At 64.7% G+C, this 17,574-nt stretch carries 15 protein-coding genes; 7 read left to right on the top strand and 8 right to left on the bottom strand.

What is annotated here, in order from left to right:
- Positions 1-79 precede the first annotated feature (79 nt).
- Positions 80-928, bottom strand: coding sequence for a carboxylating nicotinate-nucleotide diphosphorylase (gene nadC / locus B3361_RS06175; RefSeq protein WP_009682701.1), 849 nt, complete (start codon positions 926-928; stop codon positions 80-82).
- Positions 929-1,149: 221 nt separating this feature from the next.
- On the opposite strand from nadC, the gene B3361_RS06170 reads away from it, so the two are divergent.
- From B3361_RS06170 to ampE, 3 genes are all read left to right on the top strand, one after another.
- Complete coding sequence (locus B3361_RS06170) at positions 1,150-3,279, top strand: DUF1631 domain-containing protein (protein ID WP_286920142.1); 2,130 nt, start codon at positions 1,150-1,152, stop codon at positions 3,277-3,279.
- Between the two features lie 73 nt (positions 3,280-3,352).
- Entirely contained in the window at positions 3,353-3,925 is a 573-nt protein-coding gene (gene ampD / locus B3361_RS06165; protein WP_054905507.1) for a 1,6-anhydro-N-acetylmuramyl-L-alanine amidase AmpD, read from the top strand.
- The gene (gene ampE, locus B3361_RS06160) at positions 3,922-4,752 is read left to right on the top strand and encodes a regulatory signaling modulator protein AmpE (RefSeq protein WP_054881927.1); all 831 of its coding nucleotides are present in this window, start codon (positions 3,922-3,924) and stop codon (positions 4,750-4,752) included. The genes ampD and ampE overlap by 4 nt, the downstream gene beginning before the upstream one ends.
- Positions 4,753-4,773: 21 nt before the next feature.
- Here the strand turns inward: ampE and B3361_RS06155 are convergent, their stop codons facing one another.
- A complete protein-coding gene (locus tag B3361_RS06155; protein WP_054881926.1) occupies positions 4,774-5,550 on the bottom strand; it encodes a TatD family hydrolase in 777 nt (258 codons plus the stop codon).
- 2 nt (positions 5,551-5,552) lie between these two features.
- Positions 5,553-6,548: a catabolite repressor/activator gene (cra, locus tag B3361_RS06150; RefSeq protein ID WP_029886926.1), complete on the bottom strand. Its 996-nt coding sequence runs from the start codon at positions 6,546-6,548 to the stop codon at positions 5,553-5,555.
- A 388-nt stretch (positions 6,549-6,936) separates the two neighbouring features.
- Between cra and ptsP the strand changes: the two genes are divergently transcribed.
- From ptsP to B3361_RS06135, 3 genes are read left to right on the top strand one after another with little or no spacing between them, the layout of a single operon-like run.
- Positions 6,937-9,789: a phosphoenolpyruvate--protein phosphotransferase gene (gene ptsP, locus B3361_RS06145; protein WP_054905506.1), complete on the top strand. Its 2,853-nt coding sequence runs from the start codon at positions 6,937-6,939 to the stop codon at positions 9,787-9,789.
- Entirely contained in the window at positions 9,790-10,737 is a 948-nt protein-coding gene (gene pfkB / locus B3361_RS06140; RefSeq protein ID WP_054881924.1) for a 1-phosphofructokinase, read from the top strand.
- Positions 10,734-12,473 (top strand): PTS fructose-like transporter subunit IIB, encoded by a 1,740-nt coding sequence (locus B3361_RS06135; protein ID WP_154211147.1) that lies wholly within the window; start codon positions 10,734-10,736, stop codon positions 12,471-12,473. Before pfkB ends, B3361_RS06135 begins: the two co-directional genes overlap by 4 nt.
- A gap of 98 nt (positions 12,474-12,571) precedes the next feature.
- Here the strand turns inward: B3361_RS06135 and B3361_RS06130 are convergent, their stop codons facing one another.
- On the bottom strand, positions 12,572-12,790 hold the full coding sequence (locus tag B3361_RS06130; protein ID WP_009682711.1) for a DUF3820 family protein: 219 nt from the start codon (positions 12,788-12,790) through the stop codon (positions 12,572-12,574).
- A gap of 201 nt (positions 12,791-12,991) precedes the next feature.
- On the opposite strand from B3361_RS06130, the gene B3361_RS06125 reads away from it, so the two are divergent.
- A complete protein-coding gene (locus tag B3361_RS06125) occupies positions 12,992-13,468 on the top strand; it encodes a ferritin-like domain-containing protein (protein WP_009682712.1) in 477 nt (158 codons plus the stop codon).
- Here the strand turns inward: B3361_RS06125 and B3361_RS06120 are convergent.
- The 4 genes from B3361_RS06120 to B3361_RS06105 form a co-directional block, all read right to left on the bottom strand.
- Positions 13,465-14,955 (bottom strand): sensor domain-containing diguanylate cyclase, encoded by a 1,491-nt coding sequence (locus B3361_RS06120; RefSeq protein ID WP_054906270.1) that lies wholly within the window; start codon positions 14,953-14,955, stop codon positions 13,465-13,467. The genes B3361_RS06125 and B3361_RS06120 overlap by 4 nt on opposite strands.
- 236 nt (positions 14,956-15,191) lie before the next feature.
- Entirely contained in the window at positions 15,192-16,526 is a 1,335-nt protein-coding gene (locus B3361_RS06115; protein WP_029888075.1) for an OprD family porin, read from the bottom strand.
- 205 nt (positions 16,527-16,731) lie between these two features.
- Positions 16,732-16,956 carry a hypothetical protein gene (locus tag B3361_RS06110; protein WP_286920141.1) on the bottom strand — a complete coding sequence of 75 codons (225 nt, stop codon included), beginning with the start codon at positions 16,954-16,956 and terminating at the stop codon, positions 16,732-16,734.
- A 195-nt stretch (positions 16,957-17,151) separates the two neighbouring features.
- Positions 17,152-17,574, bottom strand: a 423-nt coding sequence (locus tag B3361_RS06105; RefSeq protein WP_286920140.1) for an ATP-binding protein, incomplete at its 5' end; no start/stop codon positions are given.

Genomic DNA, 17,574 nt, shown 5'->3' with positions numbered 1-17,574 from the left:
CCAGGCGCTGCATATCTTGTGGCAAACACCTGTCAGCCCTGATGCTATCCCTGTGGGAGCTGGCTTGCCTGCGATCAGCTCACAGGCTCAGCCGCATCGACAGGTCGACCGCCTTCACATCCTTGGTCATCGCCCCGATCGAGATGTAGTCCACGCCGGTTTCGGCAATCACCCGCAGGGTGCTCTCGTTGACCCCGCCGCTGGCCTCCAGCTTGGCCTTGCCGGCCGTGATGCGCACAGCCTCACGCATTTCTTCCAGGCTCAGTTCGTCGAGCATGATGATGTCAGCCCCCGCCGCCAGCGCCTCGCGCAGTTCGCCAAGGCTCTCCACTTCTATTTCCACCGGTTTGCCCGGGGCAATGCGGTGCGCAGCCGCCACGGCCTGAGCCACGCCACCGCTGGCGGCGATGTGGTTCTCCTTGATCAGGAAAGCGTCGTACAGGCCGATGCGGTGGTTGTCGCAGCCGCCACAGGTCACCGCGTACTTTTGCGCCAGGCGCAGGCCAGGCAGCGTTTTGCGGGTGTCCAGCAGGCGCACCTGGGTGCCTTCTACCAGGCTGGCAAGAAAGCGCGCACGGGTGGCGACACCCGACAGCAGTTGCAGGAAGTTCAGGGCACTGCGCTCACCGCTGAGCAGCGAACGGGCTGGGCCTTCGAGGTGAAACAGGGGCTGGTTGGCGCTGGCACGGTCACCGTCAGTGACTTGCCAGTGCACCGCCACCCGCGGGTCGAGCTGGCGGAATACCGCATCGACCCAGGCAGTGCCGGCAATCACACAGTCCTCGCGGGTGATGATGGTCGCCTTGGCCAGGCGCTCGGCCGGGATCAACTGTGCGGTGATATCGCCACTGCCGATGTCCTCCAACAGCGCACGGCGCACGTTGGCTTCGATTTCAGCGGTCAGGTCGGCAAGGCGTAGGTTCGGCATGGTCGGCTCCACAAGCAAGATGCCCGCGATTATAGGGCAGGGGGCTGGTGTGTACAGCCGCCTTGGCGCCGACCTTTGGTCGGCGCGTGGGGGGCGCCTGCCTGGGGTGAATCCGTGCTGGCAGCGCTGAGGGTTTTTGCCGATAATGGCGACCAGTATTTGGCGTCATAGCTTTGACGATACCTGCTGCGGCGGGCAACCCACCCTGCAAGGAGTCCAGGATGCATGAAGAAGGCAAGGTGGTGCCCCTGGCGGCCGCCATCGACCGGGGCCGGCGTGCGCCTCTGCCTTGCCATCCGGTGTTGCTGCTGCAAGTACGCGACAAGGCCGCCCTGCAGTTGCGCCTGGGCTTGCAGGCGCTGTTCGACAACGCTGACGACACCCTGTTCGAGATGGCTGACAAAGCCTTCGAGCACGCCGACCAGAACTTGTATTTCGAGGCCATGCGCGACCTGCGCCTGAAGCGCAAAAACATTGAGCGTGGCTTTCTCGACATCTTCCATACGACTTTCGCCCGCATCGGCCAGGCGGACCTGTTGCTGCACCTGGCCCAGCCGGGGAACACGTGCGGCAAAGCGCAGGCCGAGCGGGGCGCTGCTGTCGAAGGCATGGTGGGGCGCGTGCTGGCACGTCATCGCCCGGCCTTGCAACAGCTCGGGCTGCGCTTGCAGGTGCTGCTCGACCGCCCCGTGTACGAGGGCGACAACCCGCTAGGGCCCGCCGCATTATGTGGTTACTTCCTCGATGCCGGGCGTAACCTGGGGGTTTGCCTGCGGGTGAAGCTGGTGTTGCTCACGCTGTTCGAGCGCTATGTGCTCAGTGATGCCGATGTGATCTACGGCGAGGCCAACCAGCTGCTGGCTGCCGCCGGCGTGCTGCCCGAACTGCAACCGGTACCGCGCCGGCCTGCCGAGGAGCGGCGCCTGGGCGCGCGACGTTGCCCGCCCATGCCAGGCCAGGATGTGGGCGCGGACGCAGCCGGGCAGGCGTTTTTTGCCTCGTTGCAAACCCTGCTGGCGCCGGTGCGGGGGCAATTTGCCCCACGTTTGCAGGGGGTGGCTGCCGCCCAGCCGATCAGCACCACCGACCTGCTGCGGTTACTGACCCATTTGCAGCATTATGTGCCCGCCACGCACGAAGCAGATGACTTCGAGCTTGGCCAGCAGCTTGAGCAATTGCTGCTGCGGGTCAGCGTGCGCAGTGGCATACGCAGGCGTATCGCGGTCGCCGACGAAGACATGATCAACCTGGTGAGCCTGCTGTTCGCGTTCATTCAGCAGGACGACAACCTGCCGGCCAGCCTGCGGGCGCTGATCATCCGGCTGCACATCCCGCTGCTGAAGGTGGCGCTGCTGGACAAGGGGTTGTTCTGCCGGGCTGGCCACCCCGCACGGCGGCTGCTCAACGAAATCGCAGCGGCGGCCATCGGCTGGGAGAGTGGCCGCGAAGATGTGCGCGACAGTCTGCACGTGCGGGTGGCGCTGATCGTGCAGCGCGTGCTCGGTGATTTTGACGAAGATACCCGCGTGTTCGACCACCTGCTGCAAGATTTTCTCGCGTTCAGCCAAGAGGAGCGGCGGCGCAGCGATTTGCTCGAGCAACGTACCCGCGACGCCGAAGAGGGCCGCGCACGCACCTTGCAGGCCAGGCACCAAGTGCAGCAATTGCTCAACCAGCGCCTGCGCGGCCAGGTGTTGCCCCAGGTAGTGGTGCAGATGCTGGTACAGGCCTGGAGCCAGGTCCTGCTGCTGGCCTGGCTGAAGCACGGCGAGGGTTCCGGGGCCTGGTGCGATGCCGTGCAGACCATGGACACGCTGCTGCTCAGCGTTACCCCGGGCCGTGATCCGCAAACCCTGTTGCAGCAGGTGCCAGGGCTGCTCAAGGCGTTGCGCGACGGCTTGGCCAGCGTGGCGCAGGACTCGCTCACGACCCGCGCATTCTTCCAGCAGCTTGAGCGGTTGCACCTGTGCGCCTGCGGGGGAGGCCAGTGGCAACCCCTGGACCAGGTGCGGGTGACGCAAGCGATTGTCCTGGCAAGTGCCGAAGAACCAGGCTGCCCGCCGCCAGGGGGCGACAGCGGGCACGCTGCGGCAGTGCGCCAGGCGCAGCGCCTGCGCGTCGGAACCTGGGTCCAGGTGCTGGATGAAGACCCACCGCTGCGCTGCAAGCTGGTAGCACGTGTCGAGAACAGCGACAGGCTGGTGTTCAGCAACCGCACCGGCCTGAAAGTGCGAGAGTGGAGCAGCGCCAGCCTGGCCAGGGCACTGCAGCGCGGCGAAGTGCGGGTGCTGGGGGACGGGCTGTTGTTCGAGCGTGCACTGGAGGCCGTACTTGACGGCCTGCGCCCGTGATCATTCACCTGCACAGGGCGTGAGCCGCAAGGCATACTGTTGTCCTGTTCAAGGCGTTTTCAGGATCTGCCCCATGCAATTGGACCGTGCCACTGGCTGGTTCCACGGAAACGGAATCACCCATTGCCCTTCGCCCAACTTCAATGCTCGGCCGGAGGGCGAAGCGATTTCCCTGCTGGTGATTCACAACATCAGCCTGCCGCCGGCGTGTTTCGGTACCGGCAAGGTTCAGCAATTTTTCCAGAACCGCCTGGACCCCCAGGAACACCCGTACTTTGCCAGCATCAGCCACCTGACCGTGTCCGCCCACCTGTTCATCGAGCGTGATGGCGCGGTGACCCAGTTCGTGTCGCTGTGCGACCGCGCCTGGCACGCAGGTGTTTCGTGTTTCGACGGGCGCGAAGGCTGCAATGACTTCTCCATCGGCATCGAGCTGGAAGGCACTGACGACCTGCCCTATGCCGATGCCCAGTACACCGTGCTGGAACAGCTTACGCGGCACATCTGCGGTGCCTGGCCGGCCATCGACCTGGGCCGTATCCAGGGCCATAGCGACATTGCCCCGCAGCGCAAGACCGACCCCGGCCCGGCATTCGACTGGCCGCGCTACCGTGAAGCGCTGCGGCACAACGAGGACAAGGCATGAGTTTTCTGGTGTTGGTGCTGGCGCTGTGGGTCGAGAAGTTCTCGGCCCTGCGCCATCAGGTTCAACGTGACGGTTTTTTCCTTGGTGAGCTGGTGCGCCTGGAGCGCAGCGGCAAGGTTCACCCGTGGTGGACGCTGACGCTTCTGGTGCTGGCGCCGGTCGCCCTGCTGGTCTTGCTGTTGCACGTACTGGAGCCCGTGGCCTATGGCCTGCTGGCGCTGCCGGTGCATCTGCTGGTGTTGGTCTACAGCCTGGGCCGCGGTGACGCCAAGGCCTCGCTCGGCCCGTTCCGTGACGCCTGGCGCCGGGGCGATGACCAGGCCGCCTTGCACGTGGCAGAGCGCGACCTTGGCCTGGCGGCCGATGAGCCGCACACGTTGTTGGTGCGGGTGCAGGGCAACTTGCTGTGGCAGGTGTATCAGGGCTTCTTCGCCGTGATCTTCTGGTATTTCGTGCTGGGGCCGGGGGCAGCGTTGGCGTATCGGTTACTGGCGCTGTGCGCTGGTCGCAGCGGGCAAGCGGTGCTGAAGTCGCGCGCCGAGCAGTTGCGGCACATCATGGACTGGCTGCCGGTGCGCGTGCTGGCGTTGAGCTTTGCCTTGGTGGGCAATTTCCTGGCGGTGACGCGGGTGATGCTGCACGAGGTGCTCAACTGGCACATCAGCGCCGCCCACCTGGTGGCCCGGGTCGGGCGCGTTGCCGACGACATTCCCGACGATGAAGATAGCCAGCGTGGGTTGGGGCGCCTGGACAGCCTGTGGGAGCTGCTGCTGCGCTGTGGGGTGTTGTGGTATGCCGCGTTCGCGCTGTGGACGGTGCTGGCCTGAAATCAGGCGGGGGCAGCGCGGCTACCAGCCGAACAGCTCACACGCGTTGCGGGTACTCGCGGCAGCCAGCTCGCCGGCCTCGACACCCATCACTTGTGCCAGCGCACCGGCTATCTCGGGCAGATGCTCCGGGCTGTTCCTCACCCCTGGGAACATGGCCGGCGCCATGTCTGGCGCATCGGTCTCCAGCACCACGCTGTCCAGCGGCAGGCGCGCCAGGGTCTTGCGCAGCCGCAATGCCTGCGGCCAGGTCGCTGCACCGCCCAGCCCCAGCCGAAAGCCCAGCTTGATGTACTCGCGGGCCTCTTCATAACTGCCGGCAAAGGCATGCACCACCCCCGCCCGTGCCGGTTTGTAGCGCTTGAGCGTGGCAATTACCTGGGCATGGCTGCGGCGCACGTGCAACAGCGCCGGCAGCTGGAAATCACACGCCATCTGCAGTTGTGCTTCGAACAACGCCTGTTGGCGGGCCTTGTCCAGGTGTTCGAGGTAATAGTCCAGGCCAAATTCGCCCACTGCACACAGCCGTGGGTCACCGCGCAGGCGCTCCAGCCACTCGCGCAATTGCTGCAGGTGCTCGGGCCGATGCTGCTCCAGGTAGACCGGGTGCAGGCCCAGCGCGGCGTACAGGCCTGGTTCGGCGCCGGCCAGCGCCCACACCCGCTGGAAGTTCGCCTGGTACACCCCGAGCACGACCATTCGCTCCACACCGCGGGCCGCCGCGTTGGCCAGCAGGCGCGCGCGGTCGGCGTCGAAGTCGGGGAAGTCCAAGTGGGTGTGGGTGTCGATCAGGCGCATGTTCAGCCTGCGGCGATACGTTGTTTGAACGTACGGCCTATGGCATGCACGCCAGGTTCGTAGCGCTTTTCCTCGATGGCGGCCAGCGCCAGTTCCAGCGCAGTGGCGGCGATCAGGCCGTGCTGCTGGGCCATGGCATTGACCGGCAGTGGCAGGAAGTCCAGCAACTGGTTGTCGCCAAACGTGCCCAACTGCAGCTGCCGGGAGCCGGCGGGGCGCGCCTGCAATGTGTCGAATACCCCTTGCAGCAGCACATACGAGGTGGTCACCAGGGCATCGGGCAGGCCCCCCAGGTCGTCGATCAGTTGCTGCATCAGGCGCTGGCCGCAGGCCCGGCTGAAGGCTTCGCCCTGGTAGCGGCGCACGTCACCGGCATAGCCTTGCAGCGCTTCATCGAAACCACCTGCACGGGCCTGGCTGACCGACAGCTCCGGGCGGGCGCCGAGCAAGGCAATGCTGCGTGGCGCGGCGCGCAGCAGGCTGGCGGCCAGCTGGCGGCTGGCGTCGCGGTCGTCGCTGATCACCGAACAGAAATGCGCAGGGTTCAGGCGGCGGTCGATGGCGATCACCGGCAGGCCTTTGTTCTGCAGTTCGCGGTAGCTGTCATCTTCGGCTGGCAGGCAACTGGCAACGAACAGCGCATCGCAACGACGGGCGCGGAACAGTTGCTGCAACTGGCGTTCGCTTTCGGGTTGGTCATCGCTGCTGGCGATCAGCAACTGGTAGCCGCGGGCGCGGGCGCCCTGTTCCAGTTGCTTGGCAATGCGCGCGTAGCTGGGGTTCTCCAGATCCGGGAGAATGAACCCCAGGGTACGGGTATGCCGGCTGCGCAGGCCAGCAGCCTGTGGGTTGGGGGTGAAGCCGTGGGCCTCGACCACCGCGCGCACCCTGTCGACCGTGCTGCTGCTGATGCGTTGCTGTTCAGCCTTGCCATTGATGACGTAGCTGGCGGTGGTCACGGACACACCGGCCAGACGGGCGATATCGCTGAGTTTCACCGAATTTTCCTTGTTGTTACCGGGGCTGGCGGGCAGGCCGGGCCGGCTAGTTTGACCGCCTACCGGCCATCCGCGCAGACGACTATTGTCGCAATTGTCCGACAAGATGGGGCTTTTTCCTTGGCAGATTATCGAGTAACGTGGCCGCCTGGTCAGATTAAACGTTTCAGCTGCCGATTTTCTGCCTCGGCCGAGAAAGCTGCAAGCGTTAGGCTGGCAGCCCCAAGCTGCAAATTTCAACTTGCAAGCTATAAGAAAAAGCGTGTCGGTGCACTGTCCGCTTTCGCTTGCAACGCGCAGCTCGAGGCCTGCAGCCCGCCGCTGGCCGTTACGTGAATTTCACAACAATACTCCAGTACCCCAACGGGAACTGCATAAGGAGAAGGTCATGCTCGAGCTCGCCAAGGAGCAGATAGCCATGGGTCAGACGGCAGCCGACAAGGCTGAGGCCTTGCGCCTGCTGGCCGACCGGCTGGTTACCGATGGCCTGGTTGCCGAAGGGTACTTGCAAGGGCTGCAAGCCCGTGAGGCGCAAGGCTCTACCTTCCTTGGCCAGGGCATCGCCATTCCCCATGGTACGCCGCAAACCCGTGACCTGGTGTATGCCACCGGCGTACGCCTGTTGCAGTTCCCTGAAGGGGTGGACTGGGGTGATGGGCAGATGGTCTACCTGGCCATCGGCATCGCTGCGCGTTCCGATGAACACCTGCGCCTGCTGCAACTGCTGACCCGTGCGCTGGGCGAAACCGACCTGGCCGAAGCGCTGCGCCGCGCCAGCTCCGCCGAGGCGTTGCTCAAGCTGCTGCAAGGCGCGCCGCAAGCGCTGGCGCTGGATGCGCAACTGGTCGGCCTGAACCTGCCGGCCGAAGACTTCGACGAGCTGGCCTGGCGTGGGGCCCGGCTGTTGCAGCGCGCCGACTGCGTCGACAGCGGTTTTGCCGCCGTGCTGCAGCAGGCCGAGCCGCTGCCGCTGGGCGAAGGCCTGTGGTGGCTGCACAGCGAGCGCCAGGTGCGCCAGCCAGGCCTGGCCTTCGTCACCCCGCAACAGCCACTGCGCTACCGTGACCAGCCGCTCAATGGCCTGTTTTGCCTGGCCAGCCTCGGCGCGGCCCACCAGGCCTTGCTGGAGCGGCTGTGCGAAGTGCTGATCGAAGGCCGCGGGCAGACGCTCTACCAGGCCACCAGTAGCCGTGCGGTGCTGGAGGTTCTGGGAGGCGAGGCGCCGCCAGACTGGCCCTGCGCCCGCGTGGTGCTGGCCAACCCGCATGGGCTGCATGCCCGCCCGGCCAAAGTGCTGGCGCAACTGGCCAAAGGCTTTGAAGGGGACATCCGCGTGCGCTTGGCCGACAGCGCCCAGCCAGCGGTGTCGGTGAAGAGCCTGAGCAAGCTGCTCAGCCTGGGCGCCCGCCGTGGCCAGGTGCTGGAATTGCTGGCCGAACCCGCGGTTGCCGCCGATGCCTTGCCAGCGTTGTTGGCCGCCATCGAGCAGGGCCTGGGCGAGGAAGTCGAGCCGCTGCCACAGGGCACCAGCGCTGAACCGGAGGCCGCGCCCGAGGTGCTACAAGCGCCACCGGCCGGGAGCCGCATTCAAGGCGTGGGCGCGGCCCCAGGCATCGCCAGCGGCCCCGCGCACGTGTGTGTCGAGCGCGAGTTCGACTACCCCCTGCGTGGCGAGTCGTGCACGCAGGAGCGGCAGAAGCTGCGCGACGCCCTGGCGGTCGTGAGCAGTGAACTGCAGGCGCTGGTGCAGCGCAGCGACAAAGCCATTGGCGAGATTTTCGTCACCCACCAGGAGATGCTTGCCGACCCCGCCCTGACCGACGATGTCGAACAGCGCCTGGCCCAAGGCGAGAGCGCCGCCGCCGCGTGGATGGCGGTGATCGAGGCCGCGGCCCGCCAGCAGGAGGCCTTGCACGATGCCTTGCTGGCCGAGCGCGCCGCCGACCTGCGTGACGTGGGCCGTCGCGTGCTGGCGCAGTTGTGCGGGGTGCAGGCGCAAGTGGAACCCGAGCAGCCCTACGTGCTGGTCATGACCGAAGTGGGCCCCTCCGATGTCGCCCGGTTGGACCCGAGCCGGGTGGCCGGTATCGTCACCGCCCAGGGCGGCGCGACCGCGCACAGCGCCATCGTCGCCCGGGCCCTGGGTATCCCCGCCGTGGTTGGCGCAGGGGCCGCGATACTGCTGCTGGAAAGCGGTACACCGCTGCTGCTCGATGGCCAGCGCGGTACGGTCAGCGTGGCGCCGCCGGCCGATGAACTGCAACGCGCGCTGGCCGAGCGCGACCAGCGCGAGCAGCGTTTGCAGGCTGCCTGGGCCAGCCGTTTCGAGCCCGCGGTTACCCGTGATGGGCATGCAGTCGAGGTGTTTGCCAACATCGGCGAAAGCACTGGCATCGCCAAGGTGGTGGACCAAGGTGCCGAGGGCGTGGGCCTGTTGCGCACCGAGCTGATTTTCATGGCGCACCCTCAAGCGCCGGACGTGGCCACCCAGGAGGCCGAGTACCGCCGTGTGCTCGATGGTCTGGACGGGCGGCCGCTGGTAGTGCGTACCCTGGATGTCGGCGGTGACAAACCGTTGCCGTATTGGCCGATTGCAGCCGAAGAAAACCCGTTCCTTGGCGTGCGCGGCGTGCGCTTGACCCTGCAGCGCCCGCACGTCATGGAAGACCAGTTGCGTGCGTTGCTGCGGGCCGCCGACCAGCGGCCGCTGCGTATCATGTTCCCCATGGTCGGCCAGGTGCACGAATGGCGTGAGGCGCGGGCCATGGTCGAGCGTTTGCGTGCCGAAATCCCGGTCGCCGACCTGCAACTGGGCATCATGGTCGAGGTCCCCTCGGCAGCCCTGCTGGCGCCACAGCTGGCCCGCGAAGTGGACTTTTTCAGCATCGGCACCAACGACCTGACGCAGTACACCCTGGCCATCGACCGTGGCCACCCAAGCCTCTCGGCCCAGGCCGACGGCCTGCACCCGGCGGTGCTCAGCCTGATCGACATGACGGTGCGTGCCGCCCATGCCCATGGCAAATGGGTAGGTGTGTGCGGTGAGCTGGCGGCCGACCCGCAAGCGGTCGCCGTGTTGCTGGGCCTGGACGTGGATGAGCTCAGCGTCGCCGCGCGCAGCATTGCCGAAGTCAAGGCCCTGGTCCGCCAGGCCGATCACCAAACGGCCCGCGCCCTGGCGCGCGAGGCCCTGCAACAGGACAGCGCGGCAGCGGTACGCGCGCTGGTGGAGCGTTACTGAATGGCCAAGATCCTCACCCTTACCCTGAACCCGGCGCTGGATCTCACTATCGGCCTGGGCACCTTGCGCCCAGGGCAAGTCAACCGCAGTCAGGCCCAGCACAGCCACGCCGCCGGCAAGGGGCTGAATGTCGCCCAGGTGCTGGCCGACCTGGGGCACAGCGTAACCGTGGGCGGCTTCCTCGGGGATGACAACCTGCAACCGTTCGAGGCGCTGATCGAAACCCGCGGCTTCGCCGACTGCTTTGTCCGCGTGGCGGGTGAAACCCGCAGCAACATAAAGCTGGTCGAAGCCGATGGCCGCGTGACCGACATCAACGGCCAAGGCCCGCTGGTGGACCAGGCGGCGCGCGATGCCTTGCTCAGCCGCCTGGCCCAGGTCGCGCCAGGCCACGATGCGGTGGTGGTGGCCGGCAGCCTGCCGCGTGGGGTCAGCGCCGAGTGGTTCCAACAATTGCTCGAACAGCTCAAGGCCCAAGGCCTCAAGGTGGCCCTGGACAGCAGCGGTGAAGCTTTGCGGGCCGGTTTGCAAAGCGCGCCGTGGCTGGTCAAGCCCAATACCGAAGAACTGGGCGAAGTGCTCGGCGAGGCAGTGGTTACCCAGGCCCAGCAAGGCGCCGCTGCCGAGCGCCTGTTGGCCAGCGGCATCGAACACGTGGTGGTATCGGCGGGTGAGCAGGGGGTCAGCTGGTACATGCGCGACCGCGTGCTGCACGCAGTCCCGCCCACGGTGCGGGTCGCCAGCACGGTGGGGGCAGGGGATTCCCTGGTCGCCGGCATGGTGCATGGCCTGCTGCAGGGCGAAGCGCCCGCGCAGACCTTGTCCCGGGCCACCGCCATCGCCGCCCAGGCCGTCACCCAGGTTGGCTTCGGCATCTGCGACCGTGAGCAACTGGCTCGGCTGCAGGCGGCCGTGCAACTGACAGAACAACAAGAGGGTTGCCGATGAACATTGCCATTGTCACCGCCTGCCCTAATGGCCAGGTGTCGAGTTTGCTGAGTGCCCGCTTGCTGTCTGCCGCAGCCCAGCGGCGCGGTTGGAGCACCAGTGTCGAGGTGCAGGATGCCGAACACCCCGAGCGGCAACTGAGCGCGACGCAAATCGCCGAGGCCGACTGGGTGCTGGTGGTCAGCACCGGCCCGGTTGACCTGTCCCGCTTCGTCGGCAAGCGCCTGTTCCAGAGCACGCCGTCGCAGGCCCTGGCCGACCGCGAAGGTTTCCTCGATGAGGCGGCGGCCAACGCCCGCTTGCTGACGGATGTGCCAGGCAAGCCGGCGCTGGAAGAGCGTTCTGCCGGCGTCAAGATTGTTGCCGTCACAGCCTGCCCGACCGGTGTGGCTCACACCTTCATGGCCGCGGAGGCTTTGCAGCAGGCAGCGCAACAAGTGGGCTACCAGCTCACCGTGGAAACCCAGGGCTCGGTCGGCGCACGCAACCCGTTGTCTGCCGAAGCCATCGCCCAGGCCGATGTGGTGCTGTTGGCCGCCGACATCGAGGTGCCCACCGCCCGCTTTGCCGGCAAACGTATTTACCGCTGTGGTACCGGAATCGCCCTCAAGCAGGCGCGGGCCACGCTGGACAAGGCCTTGGCCGAAGGCAAGGTGGAAAACAGCGCCGATGCCGCGGCGGCCGCGCCCGCCAAGGGTGAAAAGACCGAGGTGTACAAGCACCTGCTGACTGGCGTGTCGTTCATGCTGCCGATGGTGGTGGCGGGCGGCCTGCTGATCGCGCTGTCATTCGTGTTCGGCATCGAAGCCTACAAGGAGCCCGGCACCTTGCCGGCGGCGCTGATGCAGATTGGTGGCGAAGCGGCCTTCAAACTGATGGTGCCACTGCTGGCGGGCTATATTGCCTGGTCTATCGCCGACCGCCCCGGGTTGGCGCCGGGCATGATCGGTGGCCTGCTGGCGAGCACCCTGGGTGCCGGCTTCATTGGCGGCATCGTGGCCGGTTTCCTGGCGGGCTACAGCGCCAAGGCCATCGCCCGCTGGGCTCGTTTGCCCAGCAGCCTGGAGGCGCTCAAGCCGATCCTGATCATCCCGTTGCTGGCGAGCCTGTTCACCGGCCTGGTGATGATCTACGTGGTCGGCCAGCCGGTTGCAGCCATGCTGGAAGGCCTTACCCGCTTCCTGGACAGCATGGGCACCACCAACGCCATTCTGCTGGGGCTTTTGCTGGGCGGCATGATGTGTGTCGACCTTGGCGGGCCGATCAACAAGGCCGCCTATGCGTTCTCGGTGGGGCTGCTGGCCTCGTCGAGCTACGCCCCCATGGCCGCGACCATGGCGGCGGGCATGGTGCCGCCGATCGGCCTGGGTATCGCCACCTTCATTGCCCGGCGCAAGTTCGCGCAAAGCGAGCGCGAGGCCGGTAAGGCGGCCCTGGCGTTGGGGCTGTGCTTCATCTCGGAAGGGGCGATCCCGTTTGCTGCCAAAGACCCGCTGCGGGTTATTCCGGCCAGTGTCGCCGGTGGTGCGTTGACCGGGGCATTGTCGATGTACTTCGGCTGCAAGCTGATGGCCCCGCATGGCGGCTTGTTCGTGCTGCTGATCCCTAATGCGATCAACCACGCGCTGCTGTACCTGTTGGCGATCGTCGCGGGCAGTTTGCTCACGGCGGTGGTCTATGCCGTGATCAAGAAGAGTGAGCGGGTAGAGCTGGCTGTGGCGCCCGTTAAAGGCTAGCGGTTTGTATAGGCAGTACTGGCCTCTTCGCGGGTAAGCCCGCTCCTACAGGAATTTCGCAGGCTTGCAGAGTGCGCGGGCCACCTGAGGGAGCGGGTTCACCCGTGCTTCTGCCGCAATGGCTTTAGCAGATCACCCAGGCCGTTATGGTCGATCTCATGCATCAACGCCAGCAACCCCCCCAGTTCCCCCGTAGGGAAACCCTTGCGTGCGAACCAGGCCAGGTAGTCTCCCGGCAAGTCGGCAATGCATCGCCCCTGGTATTTGCCGAAGGGCATCGTGCGGGTCACCAACAGTTCCAGGGTTTCGGGTTTCATCAGAAGAGACCGGGTTGTGACGAAGCGCCGACCATACTGCAATCTGCACGAGCGCCCAAGCGGTAATCATGCAGAACACCGGTATCCGGCTTTTCTGGTTGTTATCTAAGCTGTTGATATTAAAGAATATTCAAGATCATTCCAGGTTGGCACGAACACTGCTCCTATCCAGATGACTATCACCTGCCAAGGAGCTTTACCATGAGCAACCCGAACAAAGACGTGATCGATGTACTGAACGACCTGATCGAGTACAGCAAGGACGGCGAGAAAGGTTTTCGTGAGTCGGCCGATGATGTCAAGAACCCGGAGCTGAAATCGTTCTTCGCCCAGCGCGCCGGCGAATGCGCCAATGCGGCCGGTGAACTGCAAAGCGAAGTGCGCCGCCTGGGTGGCGACCCGGAAACCTCTACCAGCTTCAGTGGCGACCTGCATCGCGGCTGGGTCAACCTTAAGTCGATGGTCACCGGCAAGGATGAAGAAGCAGTGCTCAACGAAGTGGAGCGCGGCGAGGACCATGCCCTGAAGGCTTATAAGGAAGCCCGTGAGAAGCTGGTTAAACTGGGCCGCACTGCCTCAGACACTACCTATGCCCTGGTGGAGAAGCAGCTGCAAGGCGTGCAGCGTAATCACGACCAGGTGAAAGCCCTGCGCAACGCTGCTCGCGCCCGCTCTTAAGCCTCTGGGCCCTCTACCCGGTTACGGCCTTTGGCCTTGGCCCGGTAGAGGGCCTCGTCCGCGGCACCCAGCAACCTGGCCAGGTCGTACTGGGTGCCGGACAGACCGATGCCGATGCTGACCGTGACCCCACGGGCATCATCGGCAAACGGTACAAGCTCTTCTACACTCCGGCGGATGCGCTCAGCCATTACTTGAGCACCTGCCAGGTCGGTCTCCGGCAGTACTACCTGAAACTCCTCCCCGCCGTAGCGCGCAGCCAGATCTGCAGGGCGTCTCAAGCATGCCTCGATGGCCTTGGCCACCTCGCGCAGGGCATGGTCGCCACCGGCATGACCATGGCGCTGGTTGAATGCCTTGAAATGGTCGACATCCACCATCAGCAACGCCAACGGCATGTGATTGCGCTGCGCCCGCGCCCACTCCTGCCGCAATACCTGATCCAGCCGCCGGCGGTTTGCCAGGCCGGTGAGGCTGTCGGTTGCTGCCAGTGTCGCCAAGCCCTGTTCGGCTTCGTGGCGGCGGCGCAATTCCCGGCCCAGCAGCAAGGTGAGCCAGAGGATGCCGATGCACAATACACCCGTGGCGACACTGACCACCGCGGCGGTACGGCGCCACGACTGGAACACCTCGTCAGCTGAATGCTGCACCAGCACGATCAGCGGTAACTGCGCTACCCGGGCGAAGGTGAACATGCGTGGCTGGCCGTTACTGGTCGCGGGGGCGGTGAAACTCCCGTGCTGCTCGCGGAGAATGCGTTTGAAATTCGGCCGAGTCGCAAAATTGGTACCGATCTCAAGCGTTTCCGGGCGCGAGGTTTGCCGGGCGAGCAATTGCCCATCCGTGTTCAGCAGGCTGATGCTGCTGTCGTCGCCGATGTCCAGGCGCCGGAACAGGTCGTTGAAGTACGACAGGCGCAGCGCCCCCGCGGCGACCCCGGCAAACTCGCCTTGCGGCCCGGAAATACGCCGGCTGAAGCTGATGCACCAGTCCAGGTCACCCAGTTTGGCCTTGAATGGCGGACCCACCAGCAGCCCCAGGTGAGCATTGTGCTGGTGCGCCCTGAAGACCCCGGTATCGCCAAAGTTGGCCTGGCGCGGCACGCTGCTGGTGGAGTCACCGACCACGTTGCCTTGCTTGTCCAGCCAAAGCACGTCACCGCGCTGGCGGTCGACGAACGCCTCGTTGAACAGCAGACGCTGGCGCAACGGGCCGGGAATTTCCGGAAGCTCCTTGCGCCCAACGGCCCAGATCAACCCTTTGAGCGATTGGTCGTACAGCTCGGCATTGCGCAGGATGTCGCTTTCGATCAGTTGCACGATGTTGTTGGCTGAACGCACGGCCGACTGCTCGACGCTGTCCCGCTCGCGGGCCAGCAGGTAGCTGACGATCGCCACGATAGCGAGCACGGCAAGGCAACTGCCCAAATTGAGGGTCAGCTCGGGGTGCGACCTGTAAAATGCTCGAGGCGGGGATTGGGTGGGCATGGTCGCTACTGCAGGGGCAGGGCTATTCGCGGCGGCGGTATTCTAGGGAAGCAAGGATTGTCGGACAAGATTTGTCCGACGGAATCACGCTGTACTGCATGTTGGATTTACGCTGAACCCTGTGGGAGCGGGCGTGCCCGCGGAGCAAGTGTTGCGGTGTATGGCACCGGCTTCACCGGTGTTCGCGGGCATGCCCGCTCCCACAGGCGTTCAGGTGTGCTGCCTGCAAACGAGGGTCAGAACACGTTCACGGGGTAATCGACGATCACCCGCAGTTCATCGTTGTCGCTGTTGCTGTCGATCGAGGCATAGCCCTGGCTGCCACGGTGGGTGGCATAGCGCACCAGCACCGACAGGTCCTTCAGGTCACCCTCCTGGAACACGTACTTCAAGTCCAGGTCGCGTTCCCAATGCATGGCGTTCTTGCCATCGGCACGGTAGTAGTCGTAATGGGTGGTGTCCTGGGTGGCCTTGGTCAGGTCCGCTTCGCCGCGCGAATAGGACAGCGAGCTGGTCAGGCCTGGTACGCCGACACCTGCGAAGTCATAGTTGTACTGCAGCTTCCACGACCGCTCGTTGGGGGCGTTGAAGTCCGAGTACATGCGCGAGTTGTCCAGGTACACGCTGTCGCCCAGGTTGATGTAGTCGAACGGGGTGTTGCCATTGACCCGCTGGTAGGCGGCGGTGACGCTGTGGTACCCGGCGTTGACGGTGAAGTGCACGCTGTAGGTGTTGTTGTCGATCTTGCCCAGCAGGGCCTGGCCGGTGTCCTGGGTGTGATAGAAGTGCACCCCGGGGTTCAGGCTGACCAGATCGCTGACCACGTAGGTGTAGTCGAAATCAGCGTAGTACTGGTTCCAGATGTCCTTCAGTTCGGCGGCGTACAGGTTGGCGGTGATGTTCGGCGTACCGCTCCAGGAGGCACCAGCCCAGTTCAGGTGCTTGCTCTTGTCGTGTTCGTCGAGCGAGCCGTAGTAGGTGTCGATGCGGCGGTGGCCACTCTGGTTGTACGGGTGGGTGAAGCTCACCTGGCCGCCTTCGAGCAGCAAACCGTCGACGCTGGTGTTGGTCAGGCTCACACCGCGGAAGGTTTGCGGCAGCATGCGGGTTTCGCCGCCGGCAATCACCGGGTTGGTGAGGAACAGGTCACCGGCCTTCAGTTCGGTGTCGAAGGCTTTGAGCTTGACTGCAGCGCCAGCGGTGGAAAACGAATGCGGCGCAGCACCCAGTTCGCCGTCGTCCTTGATGTGCGCTGGCAGGATGCTGGTGCCGGCATGGCCGCCGCCACCGTCGAGCTTCAGGCCCAGCATGGCATGGGCGTCCAGGCCAAAACCGACCGTGCCTGGGGTGTAGCCCGACTCGAACCGCGCTACTGCGCCCTGGCCCCACTCGCGGGTATCGCGCACGCCGGCGTTGTGGTTGTCGCGGTTGAAGTAGGCATTGCGCAAATGCAGATTGAAGGACGACCCTTCGATGAAGCCATCAGCCTTGTCTTCATCTGCCTGGGCGGCGCAAGGGATCGTTGCAGTCAATGCAATGAAAAACGGGGTGAAACGAAACGCGGAAGGCACCGGTAGAAGCTCCTTTGGTCTGACGGTGGGGCAGTTTTTATTTTGAATGTGCGTCTTTCTTATGGGTAAACGTTACAGCCGGGCTGAGAGTTACGGGCACATAAAAAAAGCCGCTGATGAGCAGCGGCTTTAAAAGGCTAACATATCGGCACAGGCTGTGCCCATGGCGTAGCCAAGGGAAAGTGGAAGCAACAACAGCGCCTGATCAGCTGTCGGCTTTGGCATCGACAGAGGCCTTGGAAGCTGTCTGTTCAGCATCTTTCATCACGTCGGCCTTATGTACGGCAACGCTTTCGCGGGCCTCTTGGTGCACGGCGGCGAGTTCGCTGTTACGGTTGACGAACGCCGGCGAATCTTCGGCCATGGCCAGGGGCGACAACAACAGGGACGACAGGACGAAAACGCTGGCAATACCCATACTGTTGGACATTTGAAACTACCTTCTTGCTGTGCAAGTGCTAATGAGGACGGGCTAAAGTTAGTCCTTTCATTGCACTTGATACAGAGCGAAGTGCGATAAGCACTGTTGCGCAAAAGGTAACGATATACGCAAAAAGCAATAGGGCTTTCGTTTGCAAGCCGCAGGCTAGACGCGGCCTTTGCAGCCCCGGCAATTGCCGCCCTGTCACTGAACCAGGGGCTGCTTCGCACCCCATCGCGACACAAGGCCGCTCCTACAGGTCGGGAGCTGGATACCGAATGTATTCGCCCCGGCTTCACTGCGCACGAACACGTCCCCGCCATGCATCAGCGCAATTGCCTTGACGATGGCCAGGCCCAAGCCATGGTTCCCGCCCCCGCTGTTGCTGCGCGCCGCATCCACCCGGTAGAAACGCTCGAACAGCAGCGGCAGGTGCTCGTCGGCAATCGCAGGCCCCGGGTTGCTCACGGCAATGCTGACCTGCTGCGGCCCGGGGACGATCCTTACCTGGATCACCTGGTGCGGCGCCGTATGCTGCACGGCATTGTTCAGCAGGTTGATCAACGCCCGGCGCAATTGGGCTTTTTCGATGGGAACCTGGGCATCGCCACTGACGCTGACGCTGAC

Origin of the sequence: Pseudomonas sp. UBA6699, from assembly GCF_002454615.1 — a bacterium.
Lineage (GTDB): Bacteria > Pseudomonadota > Gammaproteobacteria > Pseudomonadales > Pseudomonadaceae > Aquipseudomonas > Aquipseudomonas juntendi.
This window is presented reverse-complemented; position numbering and strand designations above follow the sequence as displayed.